At 66.2% G+C, this 11,153-nt stretch carries 11 protein-coding genes and 1 tRNA gene; 3 read left to right on the forward strand and 9 right to left on the reverse strand.

What is annotated here, in order from left to right; all coding sequences use genetic code 11:
- Positions 1-38: 38 nt before the first annotated feature.
- The 6 genes from ABIC16_RS11935 to ABIC16_RS11960 all read right to left on the reverse strand — a co-directional run bounded on the left by ABIC16_RS11935 (position 39) and on the right by ABIC16_RS11960 (position 7,615).
- Positions 39-1,664 carry a hypothetical protein gene (locus ABIC16_RS11935; protein WP_354291274.1) on the reverse strand — a complete coding sequence of 542 codons (1,626 nt, stop codon included), beginning with the start codon at positions 1,662-1,664 and terminating at the stop codon, positions 39-41.
- Entirely contained in the window at positions 1,661-2,608 is a 948-nt protein-coding gene (locus ABIC16_RS11940; protein WP_354291275.1) for a P-loop NTPase family protein, read from the reverse strand. Before ABIC16_RS11940 ends, ABIC16_RS11935 begins: the two co-directional genes overlap by 4 nt.
- On the reverse strand, positions 2,605-4,125 hold the full coding sequence (locus ABIC16_RS11945; RefSeq protein ID WP_354291276.1) for an XrtA system polysaccharide chain length determinant: 1,521 nt from the start codon (positions 4,123-4,125) through the stop codon (positions 2,605-2,607). The genes ABIC16_RS11940 and ABIC16_RS11945 overlap by 4 nt, the downstream gene beginning before the upstream one ends.
- A 13-nt stretch (positions 4,126-4,138) precedes the next feature.
- Positions 4,139-4,789 (reverse strand): XrtA/PEP-CTERM system exopolysaccharide export protein, encoded by a 651-nt coding sequence (locus tag ABIC16_RS11950; protein WP_354291277.1) that lies wholly within the window; start codon positions 4,787-4,789, stop codon positions 4,139-4,141.
- Positions 4,790-4,886: 97 nt separating this feature from the next.
- Positions 4,887-6,116 carry a pyridoxal-dependent decarboxylase, exosortase A system-associated gene (locus tag ABIC16_RS11955; RefSeq protein WP_354291278.1) on the reverse strand — a complete coding sequence of 410 codons (1,230 nt, stop codon included), beginning with the start codon at positions 6,114-6,116 and terminating at the stop codon, positions 4,887-4,889.
- Positions 6,113-7,615 (reverse strand): AMP-binding protein, encoded by a 1,503-nt coding sequence (locus ABIC16_RS11960; protein ID WP_354291279.1) that lies wholly within the window; start codon positions 7,613-7,615, stop codon positions 6,113-6,115. The genes ABIC16_RS11955 and ABIC16_RS11960 overlap by 4 nt, the downstream gene beginning before the upstream one ends.
- A 115-nt stretch (positions 7,616-7,730) precedes the next feature.
- Here ABIC16_RS11960 and ABIC16_RS11965 point away from each other — a divergent pair, with 115 nt between their 5' ends.
- The 3 genes from ABIC16_RS11965 to ABIC16_RS11975 are packed head-to-tail and all read left to right on the forward strand — an operon-like array spanning position 7,731 to position 9,503.
- Positions 7,731-8,003, forward strand: coding sequence for an acyl carrier protein (locus ABIC16_RS11965; protein WP_277968312.1), 273 nt, complete (start codon positions 7,731-7,733; stop codon positions 8,001-8,003).
- Positions 8,004-8,010: 7 nt separating this feature from the next.
- A complete protein-coding gene (locus ABIC16_RS11970; protein ID WP_354291280.1) occupies positions 8,011-8,721 on the forward strand; it encodes a hypothetical protein in 711 nt (236 codons plus the stop codon).
- Complete coding sequence (locus ABIC16_RS11975) at positions 8,709-9,503, forward strand: hydrolase 1, exosortase A system-associated (RefSeq protein WP_354291281.1); 795 nt, start codon at positions 8,709-8,711, stop codon at positions 9,501-9,503. The genes ABIC16_RS11970 and ABIC16_RS11975 overlap by 13 nt, the downstream gene beginning before the upstream one ends.
- 27 nt (positions 9,504-9,530) lie before the next feature.
- On the opposite strand, the gene trxB is transcribed toward ABIC16_RS11975, so the two are convergent.
- The 3 genes from trxB to ABIC16_RS11990 all read right to left on the reverse strand — a co-directional run bounded on the left by trxB (position 9,531) and on the right by ABIC16_RS11990 (position 11,131).
- Positions 9,531-10,496, reverse strand: a complete 966-nt coding sequence (trxB, locus tag ABIC16_RS11980) for a thioredoxin-disulfide reductase (RefSeq protein WP_277968309.1) — start codon at positions 10,494-10,496, stop codon at positions 9,531-9,533.
- Positions 10,497-10,604: 108 nt separating this feature from the next.
- Entirely contained in the window at positions 10,605-10,988 is a 384-nt protein-coding gene (locus tag ABIC16_RS11985) for a VOC family protein (RefSeq protein WP_354291282.1), read from the reverse strand.
- 66 nt (positions 10,989-11,054) lie between these two features.
- A tRNA-Met gene (locus ABIC16_RS11990) sits at positions 11,055-11,131 on the reverse strand.
- Positions 11,132-11,153 lie beyond the last annotated feature (22 nt).

The raw sequence follows: 11,153 nt of genomic DNA on the forward strand, positions 1-11,153 counted from the left end.
AACATCATCCTTGCCGAACCTTTACACGGTCGATCGTTTCAGAAGTGATACCGCATCCCGAGCTGCGCCTGTGCCGAGAGCTGATCGTCGATGCCCTTCTGGTTGAACGCATAGACCCCCGCCGACGCCTGGGCGGCGATCCGGCCGAAACTGTGGTAGTAGAGCCCGGTCGCGCCTGTGCTGAAGATCGACGGTGCCGCCGCGATGCCGCTGTCATAGGCGTTGACGAAGACGTTGCCGTTGATACCCGAGACGCGGTCGATCGGGACGGCGAAGAAGGCCTGCGCGTAGACGCTCTGGTCGGTGACCCCGTCGACGGTGAAGCCCGATCCGACCGGGGTGGAGAACCGCCGGCTGGCATAGCCCGCGCCGACGCCGACGTTGAACGCGCCGCGGTGCGCCGACACGACGCCGTCCACGCCGCGCGCGCGATACGCGCTGGTCGAGATCGACTGGAAGACGCCGTTGAGGCATCCGCCCGCCGCCCCGCCTGCCCCGCCGCCTGTGGCGCTGCCCGCCCCGCCAAACGTGCAGCCGCTGAACTGTTGCCCGAAGGCATCGCGCTGATCGACGAAGCTCGTCGGCAAGCCGGACAAGCTCTGTCGCAATTGCCGCGCGAAGGTATCGACACTGTCGTAGACCACGACCTGCATGCCGATCGCGCGCGACGCGGCGTAGGTCAGCGTTCCGCTATAGGTCATACCGCCATAACGCTGCCCGATCCGCGCCTGCAGCGACGTGCGTGGCCCTGGCCGCCAGATGATCCCCCCGTCATAGATCAGCCCGTCGGTTTGATAGGCGATCCGCGGCGGGGTTACGGGATCGGTCGCGAACCTGCCCCGCGCATCCACCACCGGTGCGCCAGCCGCATCGCGCAGCGGGTCCTTCTGCATGACGGTGATCTTCTCATACCCCGCCCCGGCGGTGACCGCGAGGGTCGACGCCACCGGCAGGATCGCCTCCGCGCGGACGACCCCGGATTCGTACCGCTGGTCGAGCTGCGACGCGGTGTCGTTCTCATATGCGCCGGAAACGGTGACGCCGACCGGAAGCACCCGGCCCGGGCGAACCCCGGCGCTGGCGGTGACGACATGGCTTTGTGCGCTGTCGAACACGTCCAGCGGCTGGCTTCCGGCGGGAAGCGCGACCCGACCTGGGGCCTCCGTCTTGGTGTAGCCGTATTGATAGCTCGCGGCGATCCCGACCGGACCGACGGTCTTGGTCAGGCTCGGGCCGACATAGGCCGAATAGACCTGTGCGATATTGTCGACATTTCCGACGAGATTGACCGGTGCGCCCCCCCTTATGTCAGAGCGCGCACGCGTGGCGATCGCCCCGCCTTCGATTCGGACTCCCGGCGCAACGCCGATCGCTGCGCGCGCGAGGCCGCTATGCACGTCGGTGTCGCCAACGCGCTTGCTGTACGAGATCCGCCGCTCATACCGATAGCTGACCTGCGCCTGCGTCCGTCGCGTCTGCACCGATGCTTCGACGCCGGCGGCGAGAGTCGAATAGGTCAGTACGTCATCGTTGGTCAGATCCGCCGTCACGACCTGACCGATCTCGATATACGGCGCGACGGATTTCTGGCGCTCCGCGGACTCCCCGGGGGAAGCAGCGATCGCCGCCACCCCGAGAACCCACAAACGGCGGCAGGACGTCACTGCGCGCCGTCCTGCCGTTCGTAATAGCTGCCGTACCGCCGCCCGCCCGGCGCATAAGCGACCGCGTTGAGCAAAAGCTGCAGGTGCTCGCATCCGTCGAGCAGCGCGACGGCTTCGCGCAGATCGCTTTCGCCGGTGCGATCCGCCCGCACCACGACGATCGCCTGACCGACATGGCTCGCAAGCACCGCGCCCGGTGAGGCGGCGAGCACCGGCGGCGAATCGAACAGCAGGATCCGGCGCGGATCCGCCGCGAGCAACTGCGCGATGACCGCTCCGGTCCGCGCGCTGGCGACCAGTTCGGTATCCATCGTCGTCTTGGTTCCGCACGGCAGCACGCTCAACTGCGGGATATCCGTCCGGATGACGCAGGATTCCAGCGCGATCGATGGATCCGCCAGCGCATCCAGCAACCCCGGCCCCTCGCGCAGCCCGATCCGGGACATCACGTCCGGCTTGGCAAAATCCGCATCGATCAGGAGAACCTCGACATCGCGTTCGGCCGCCAGCGAGATGGCGAGGTTCAGCGCGCAATAAGTCTTGCCGTCATCCGGATTGGCCGACGTGACCAGGAAGGTGCGCGCGGCAACGTCGTCGTGCGGCCGCAGCGACCGCGCTGTCATCAACAGGTGCCGCTTCACCAGCCGAAATTCCTCGGCCAGCGCACCGACCGCCGCGCCGGGCACGAGCATGTGCCGCTCGGCGAGCAACGCTCGGTCGACGTGCGCGCAGGCGCCTGGAACGAGAGCGTTCGGCGCCGGTGGCGCGGATTTCTCCGGTACCGGAACGACGATGGGGTCGTCCTCAGGCGTTTCATCCGGCGCCCCCCGAACGACCGGGCTGGTCGCCGCATCCCGTCTCCGCAGATGCGCCTCGAAGTCATAGACCGCCGCTGCGCGCTCGAGCAGCGAGGCGGGCGATGTGCGCGCCAAGGGATCACTCATGCTGCCAATCCTCGCTGGATCATTTCGACACCGAGCAGCCCGACATACGCCACGCCCAATCCGGCGAATGCGCCGCCGTAATAGAGCAGCAGGCGCCGCCGCGTCGCCGTTTGCGCGGGCCCGCGCATTTCGCCGATCCCGCCGATGACGGGCATGCCGGTCGCCTTTTCCAGCCGCGCGACCGTGGGAAAGGTCGTCTTGAGCTGCGCCAGCGCAAACGCTCCCGCGACGCCTGCGCCAATCGCGAGGACCAGAACCCCAGTCAGCAGCAATGGCCGGTTGGGGGTCGCGGGAACGCGCGGCGCCGACGGGGGATCGATCACGCTGAACTTGATCGAGTCGGTCTGCGTCTGCGCTTGCCCGCGCAAGTTGATCGTCTCGCGGTCGGAAAGCAGCTTGGAGTAGGAGTCCTTCAGGACCTGATAATCGTTCTCGATCTGCGACTGCTCCGCCGCGACCGCCGGATCGCCCGACAGTTTCGCGGTGATCCGGTCGAGATCCGCCTGCAGCTGCGCCCGACGTGCGTTGAGCGCCGCGACTTGCGCCTGTTTCTCGGCCTGGATCGAGCGCATCGACAGATAGGCCGGATTGGACGAAGCCCCTGCCCCGCCCCCGACGATCAGCGGCTCGGCCTTCGCCGCAGCCTGCGCGGCCGCAAGCTGATTGCGCAGCGCGACGACATCGGGATGCGCCTCGGTATAGCCGCGCGCGCGCGCGTCCGCCAATTGTCCCTGGATCGCGTTCAACCGGGCGCGGGCCGGCCCCATGCTGACGGCACCCGCAGCGCCTGCGATATTGGACGGTGTCCCCGCCATCTGCCCGTTGACCGCGGCAAGCCCCGATTGCGCCGCGGCGAGATCGCTCTCGACCTGTGCCATAGCCGATCGTGCGGAGGCCATCCGATCGGTCAGGGTCCCCGTTCCCGGCAAGCTCCCCAGGTACCGATTCTGGAAGTCGGTGCGCTTGGCGTCCGCGTCCGCCAACTGCTTCTGCCGCTCGGCCAGTTGCGCGTCGAGGAAGGTCAGGCTCTGGCTGGTCTCGTCGCGGTCGCCCGACAGATTCTGTTCGACGAACAGGTCGATCAGCTTCTGCACGACCTGCTGCGTCACCTTCGGGCGTGACCCGCTCGCGACGATCTCGAACAGATTGTCCTGTTGCGCGGTGATCTTGATCGCCTTCTGCAAACCGGCGACGCGCTCGGCGAGATCCCGATCGGTTCGCACCGTCGCCGCAAGATCGGTCCCCCGCACGACTTTTTCGAGGCTCGTCGCCGACGTCAGCGTCTGGCGGATCGTATCGACGTCCTTCTGCTGATCGGCAACCGTGATCCCGACGGCGGACGGGAGGACCGTCTGAAGCTGGACGAACACGCGTGCGCGGGATTCATAGACGTTGGGGATTTGCGCAACCACCAGCCACCCCAGCAGCGCGACACCCCAGGCGATCGCCAGCGCGGTCCACCGCCGCATCCAGATCGCATACGCCACGAGGCGCAATTCATTAAACAACCCGTTCATTGCCGCCGCACCCTCAGAACATGCTTTCGGGAATGATGATGACGTCTCCGGGTTCGAGCCGAACGTTGGCCCGGCTGTCACCATCCTTGAGCAAGCTCGACAGTTTCAGCGCATATTCGGCCTGCTTGCCGCTCGTCCGATCGTAGCGGACCAGCCGGGCGCGATTGCCCGCGGCATATTGGTTGAGCCCGCCGACCGCGATCATCGCGTCGAGCAACGTCATGTTGGCGCGATACGGGATCGACGCGGGCTTCTCGGTCGCCCCCACGATCCGGATCTGCTGGCTGAACGTCCCCGAGAAATTCTCGACGATCACCGAGACGATCGGGTCCTTGATGTATTCGCCGAGCGAAATTTTCATGTCGTCCGCAAGCATCCGCGGCGTCTTGCCAACTGCGGGCATGTCGCTGATCAGCGGCGTGGTGATCCGGCCGTCGGGGCGGACCTGAACTTTCGTCGACAGCTCGGGATTGCGCCAGACGAAGATGTTGAGCTGGTCGAGCGGACCGATGATATATTCTTCGCTCGGCTTGTCCTGCGCGGCCACGAACGCCGCTTGCGGCAGCACCGGGCGATCCGCGCTGGCGCATCCCCCCATCGTCGTCGCCACGACGCTCGCGAGCACGATACCTGCGATACTCCGGGAAACGCGCACCATAAACACCTCCTGCCGGGCACAGCGACCGTGGCGTCTTGTCTGACGTCCTGCGGCGCGCGCGCGGTAATGGTGCCGCTATGGCCCGGAAGGGGTGAAGATAGCGTTAGGGCTCGACAGGAGCCCGCACGAGCAGTTCCCGCGGCGGCGCATGGCCCAGGAACGCCGTCGGACTGGCAGTGAGCCCATACGCCCCGGCCATGAACACCGCGACTAGGTCGCCGACCTGTCCCTCCGGCAGTGAAACCCGGTCGGCCAAGCGGTCCAGCGGCGTGCACAGCGGTCCGACGACGCTGACCGTCTCCATCGCACCGCCCGCGCCCGAAGCGATCGCCACGGGATAGTTGCGCCGAACCACCGTGCCGAGGTTCCCGGTGGCGGCGAGTTGGTGGTGCAGGCCGCCATCCACCACCAGAAAGGTTTCCCCGCGGCTGTGCTTGCGATCGATGATCCGCGTCAGATACACCCCCGCCTCTCCGACCAGCCAGCGCCCGAGCTCGATCGCATGGCGGGTGCCGGTCCGGTCACGCTCGCTCAACCGGTCGCCGAGCGCCGCGCCGATCGCCTCGATGTCGACCGGCTGCTCGCCCGGAAAGTACGGAATGCCGAAACCCCCGCCGAGGTTGACGAGCGGCGGCTGCGCGCCCGCCGCCTCGCTGAGCCGATCCGCGAGTTCCAGCGTTGCTGCCTGCGTCTCGATGATCGCCGCGGGATCGAGCGCTTGCGATCCCGCAAAGATATGCCACCCGCGCCAGTCCGCCCCGGCGGCGAGGATCGTTCGCGCAACCGCCGCCGCTTCGTCCGCATCGATCCCGAACGGCGAAGCGCGCCCGCCCATCCGCATCCCCGACCCGCGCAATTCGATATCCGGATTGACCCGGACCGCAAGCCGCGGGGTCACGCCGACCCGCTCCGCAATGTCGAGCGCGCGCGCGGCTTCGTTTGCCGACTCAACGTTGATCGTGACACCGGCGGAGATTGCCGCCGTCAGCGCGTCGTCGCGTTTCCCGGGCCCCGCGAAACTGATCGCCGTCGCCGGCTTGTGCGGCAACGCCATATCCATCTCCCCGGCCGAGGCGATGTCGAAGCCATCGACCAGCGGGGCGATGGCCGCCAGCAGCGGCGCGAACGGGTTCGCCTTGATCGCATAGTGCAGATCGACACCCGTCGGCATTGCGCTGCGAAAGCGCGCTATTCGGGCGGCAATCACCGTGAAATCGTAGACGAACAGCGGCGTATCGCCGGCGTTTGCGACCCATTCGGCGGCAGTCTGCCCCGCAATTTGCAGCGGCGTGGTCGTCCCGAAGTCTGCCGGAATGGCGCCCATCGGTTTCATGCCGTGATCTCCGCTTTCAACGCCGCCCGATCGAGCTTTCCGTTCGCGTTGCGCGGCAAATCCGCCCGCCAGACATAGCGTTGCGGTTGCTGGAAACTCGGGAGTTCGCGGCGCAATCGCGCGCGCAATTCGGCTTCGCGCGTGCCGTCCCCGCGCGCGACCACGACGATCGCTTGCCCCAGCCGGGGATCGGACACGCCGATCGCGACCGCCTCGCGCGTTTCTCCACCGGAAAGGACCGCGTCCTCGATCTCGGTCGGGCTGATGCGGTTCCCGGCGCTCTTGATCATCTCGTCATCGCGGCCGACGAACCGCAACAGGCCGTCGGCGTCCGCGACCACGGTATCGCCGGACCACACCGCCATCCCGCTTTCGCGCGCCCATGCCGGTGCGGGGCGGAAGCGTTGCGCGGTCCGCTCGGCATCCTGCCAATACCCTTTCGCGACCAACGGACCGGCATGCACCAGTTCCCCCGCCTCCCCCGCGTCCGCCTGCGATCCGTCCGCGCGTACGACGAGCACTTCGGCGAAGGGAATGGCCCGGCCGATTGACTCCGGATGATCCGCGACGAGATCGGGCGGCAGATAGGTGGAGCGGAACGCTTCCGTCAGGCCATACATCGGAAAGATCTGCGCCTCGGGAAACCGATCGCGGAGCCCGGCAATCATTGGCAAGGTCAACGCTCCGCCAGAATTCGTCAAACGTTTCAATTGCCTTGCAACGTCTTCCGGCCACGCAGTCTCAAGCAGCTGAACCCACAGCGGCGGCACGCCGGCCAAGGTGGTCGCCCCGGTCCTGGCCACCCCCTTCACCACATCACGCGCCGTCAGATACTCGAGCGGGGCATAACGCGCGCCGGCGGCCCAGGTCGAGAACAGTTGGTTCTGGCCGTAATCGAAGCTCAACGGCAAGACACCCAGCACCCGGTCGCTCGGTTCGATCGCGAGATATCGCGCGACACTGATCGCGCCGAGCCAAAGATTGGCATGGCTCACCATGACCCCCTTGGGACGCCCGGTCGATCCGGACGTGTAGAGGATCGCGGCCAGGGTGTCGGTATCGGCGGTCGAGGGTGGCAAAACTGCCCCCTCGAAGCTCAGATCTGCTTCGAGGAAAAGCGTGCAAGATCCGCCAATATCTCCCGCTTCGAGCGTTTCGCGTCGTCCGGGTTGGGTCACTAGCATCGCCGCACCGCTGTCCGCGACGATATGCGCAACCTGCGCGCGTTTGAGCATGGGATTGATCGGCACGTGCACGAACCCCGCGCGTGGAACGGCGAGGGGCAGCACACATGCGAGGCGCGTCTTGGGCAACCAGCTTGCGATCCGCGAGCCGGGCGGCAGGCCCAATGCGGCAAGCCGAGCCGCAATCTGACCGGTCATCCGTTCCAGATCCGCGAATGTCACCGATCCGTAATGATCGAGCAGGGCGATATCCGATGCGTTTCCGCGCGACGGTAACGTATCGATCGGATGCGGCGTGGGATCGAGCGGGATCATGCCCTCTGATAGCCCGCCGTGCCCGGCTGTGAAGGCCCTGCGCGCAGTGCCCTTGGCAGCGCGCCGCGCATTCTCTATCGCAACCCTCCGTAACCAGATCCAATCGAGGCGTTCCGTGCTCCCTGAAAACCATGGCGAGATCGACACAACCATCCGCGCCTGCCTGCGCGACGTGCTCGGCCTCAGCGAGGCGCGGGTCGCGGCGTTCCAGGACGATACGCCGTTGTTCGGTGCGCTTCCCGAACTCGATTCGATGGCGGTCGCAGGTCTGCTGACCGAAATCGAGGAACGGCTCGGCATTCTGATCGAAGACGACGAGGTCGACGGGGAAATGCTCGAGAGTTTCGGCGCGCTCGTCCGCTTCGCATCGGCGCACGCGCCGCGATGACGGCGGGGTGATCGACCAGTACGTCTGGCGCGGCGGCAAAGAGTTGATGCTGCGTTTCGGTCCTGCCGAAGGACCATTGGCGATCGTGACCCTGCCCTTGTTCGAGGAAGCCAACCGCCTCCGCGCGTTTGCCGTCACGCTCTGCCGCGCGCTTGCTGACAGTGATATCGCAAGCGTCCTGCCGGACGTACCCGGGCAAGGCGAAAGCCTGACGGATCTGCGGTCGTGTACACTCGCCAATATGCGCTCGGCTATGGCGGCGGCGGGCGCCGCGTTCGGCCGGTCGGACCGCAACCTGCCCTATTCGGTCGCGCTGCGGAGCGGCGCGTTGCTCGATCAGGATCTTGCAAAAGCCGGACGCTGGATGTTTGCGCCGCAAAGCGGTGCCAACCTCGTTCAGGTTCTCGAACGGATCAGGCGCACGTCGGATCGGCTCGCTCCCGGAGCGTCCGGCGAACAGGATCCTGACACGCCGCTGGTCGAGATCGCGGGGAACCGGATTCCGGCGAGTCTTCTGGAAAGCCTTCGGACGGAGCGTGCAGACGGCGACGGTGACCTTCCGCAGCGTATCGTCCGGTTGAGCCACGCTTCCCAACCGGCTGACCGAGTGGTCGAAGGATCAGCGCTGTGGCGGCGCGCGGAACCCGGCAACGACCCGGCACTCGCCGCGCTGCTCGCGAGCGACATCGTCGCGTGGATCGCCGCATGCGAACGGTAACCGCATTTCCTTGTGCGGGGGAAACGTTGCTCGGAACGCTGGACGGTTCGCATGGCACGACCGGCCTGCTGATCGTCTCCGGCGGAAACGAAATACGGATCGGCGCCCATCGCGGCATGGCGCTCCTCGCCCAGCGGCTGGCGCTTGAGGGGATCCCGGTGTTCCGGTTCGATCGGCGCGGGATTGGTGATTCAACCGGAAAGAATCGCGGCTTTCGTTCCTCCGGGCCGGACATTACCGCTGCGGCGACATGGTTTCGCGAGGTCGCCCGGATCGATCGACTGATCGCGTTCGGGAATTGCGATGCCGCAACGGCGCTGGCGCTGTATGGCGCCGACGCCGGCGTGGATCGCCTGATCCTCGCCAATCCATGGGTCATCGAAGAAACCGATCCGTTACCGCCCGCAGCCGCGATAAGGGCACGGTACCGCACCAAACTGCGCGACCCGCGCGAGTGGCTCCGCCTCGCCCGCGGTGGTGTGGATCTCGTCAAGCTTTCTCGTGGCTTGGGAAAGCTGGTTCAAAGGCGTTCACAAGGGAACGACAGCCTTCGCGTCCAATGCATCGAGGCGATCAACAGAAATGCGGCGGCAACCACGATCCTGCTCGCCCGGCACGATGCCACGGCCATCGCATTTCAAGACGTTTGGGACACGAGCGACCGTGCCACGCGCGATCTTGTGCCAGTGCATGTCTGCGACACCGCCAGCCACAGCTTTGCCGGCGGGGCGGACGCGGCGTGGCTGGAACGCCAGATCCTCGCCGCGATCCTGCGCGACTGACCGGCGTTCCAGCCACCGGTTGCGGTGCTATTCGGCAGCCTCGGCCAGTTCGAATTCCATTTCGGCCAGGAACCGCTCGGCATCCAGCGCGGCCATGCAGCCCGTCCCAGCCGCCGTGACCGCTTGGCGATAGACCTTGTCCATCACGTCGCCGCACGCGAACACGCCGGGCACGTTCGTTCGCGTCGAGCCGGTCTCGGTCCAGATATAATGGTCTTCGTCCAGCTTGAGATGCCCGCGGAACAGCTCGGTCGCCGGGTGATGACCGATCGCCACGAAGCCACCTTCGGTATCGAGCCGCGATTTCTCGCCAGTGACCGTGTCGATCAGGTCGATCGCGACGAGCCCGGCCGTCCCGCCGCCGTCGACGAACTGGTCGACTTCCTTGTTCCACAGGACCGTCACGCCCTTGTGTGCGAACAGGCGCTCCTGGAGGATGCGTTCGGCGCGAAGCGAATCGCGACGATGAATCAACGTCACGTCGGGGGAATGATTGGTCAGGTACAGCGCTTCCTCGACCGCGGTGTTGCCGCCGCCGATCACCGCGACCTTCTTGCCGCGATAGAAGAAGCCGTCACAGGTCGCGCACGCGCTGACGCCCTTGCCCTTCAGCGCATCCTCGCTGTCGAGCCCGAGCCACTTGGCCTGCGCGCCGGTCGCGATGACGAGCACGTCGCCCTCGTACACGTCGCCGCCGTCACCGATCAGGCGGAACGGACGCTGGGTCAGGTCGACCTCGACCACGGTATCGTACATCAACTGCGTACCGACATGCTCGGCCTGCTTCTGCATCTGCTCCATCAGCCACGGACCTTGGATGACGTCCGCAAAGCCGGGATAATTCTCGACGTCGGTCGTCGTCATCAACTGCCCGCCGGGCTGGATGCCCTGGACGAGAATCGGCTTCATCCCGGCGCGCGCGCCATAAATGGCAGCGGACAGCCCAGCCGGGCCCGAACCGAGGATCAACATGCGCGTGGTATAGGTGGTCATGATCACTTTCGTCCTGTCGGCCCGCCGCCTTCAGGGGCGTAGCGGGCCGGCTGACAACATGGGTGGCGCGCGCCGTCAAGCAAGGGCTTGAGCGGCGCGCTACGGGGTTCAGGCGGGCATCCGGTACAGCGCGCACAGCTTGTTGCCAGCAGGATCGCGCAGATATGCGAGATACAGCTTGCCGAACGAGCCTTCACGGACCCCGGGAGGATTTTCGCACGCCGTCCCGCCGCTGGCGAGCCCGGCGGCATGCCAGGCGTCCGCCGCCTCTGGAGATTCGGCCGCGAAACCGATCGTCCCGCCATTGGCATGGCACGCCGGAGCGCCGTCGATCGGCTTGGTGACGATGAACAGGCTGCCGTCGTGCATGTACACGACACGACCCGACGGATCGACCATCCCGGCCTTGCCGCCCAGCGCCTGCAAAGTCGCGTCGTAGAAAGCGCGCGATGCGTCGGTATCGTTCGACCCGACCATGATATGACTGAACACGTTCCAGCTCCCTATGTCTGTTTGGGAGCGCACGCTTAGCACTTCGATACGGCGACGCTACCGATTTGGTAGCGGAGGAGGGACTTGAACCCCCGACCCCAGGATTATGATTCCCGTGCTCTAACCAGCTGAGCTACTCCGCCAAGCCGTATCGAAGAAGCGGCG

The sequence above is a fragment of the Sphingomonas sp. PvP055 genome, assembly GCF_040546365.1.
GTDB lineage: Bacteria > Pseudomonadota > Alphaproteobacteria > Sphingomonadales > Sphingomonadaceae > Sphingomonas > Sphingomonas echinoides_A.

Excerpts from the sequence above, each read along its gene's own strand:
- ABIC16_RS11940 (WP_354291275.1), bottom strand. The coding sequence starts at position 2,608 with ATGAGTGATCCCTTGGCGCGCACATCGCCCGCCTCGCTGCTCGAGCGC.
- ABIC16_RS11945 (WP_354291276.1), bottom strand. The coding sequence starts at position 4,125 with ATGAACGGGTTGTTTAATGAATTGCGCCTCGTGGCGTATGCGATCTGG.
- ABIC16_RS11955 (WP_354291278.1), bottom strand. The coding sequence starts at position 6,116 with ATGAAACCGATGGGCGCCATTCCGGCAGACTTCGGGACGACCACGCCG.
- ABIC16_RS11960 (WP_354291279.1), bottom strand. The coding sequence starts at position 7,615 with ATGATCCCGCTCGATCCCACGCCGCATCCGATCGATACGTTACCGTCG.
- ABIC16_RS11975 (WP_354291281.1), top strand. The coding sequence starts at position 8,709 with ATGCGAACGGTAACCGCATTTCCTTGTGCGGGGGAAACGTTGCTCGGA.
- trxB (WP_277968309.1), bottom strand. The coding sequence starts at position 10,496 with ATGACCACCTATACCACGCGCATGTTGATCCTCGGTTCGGGCCCGGCT.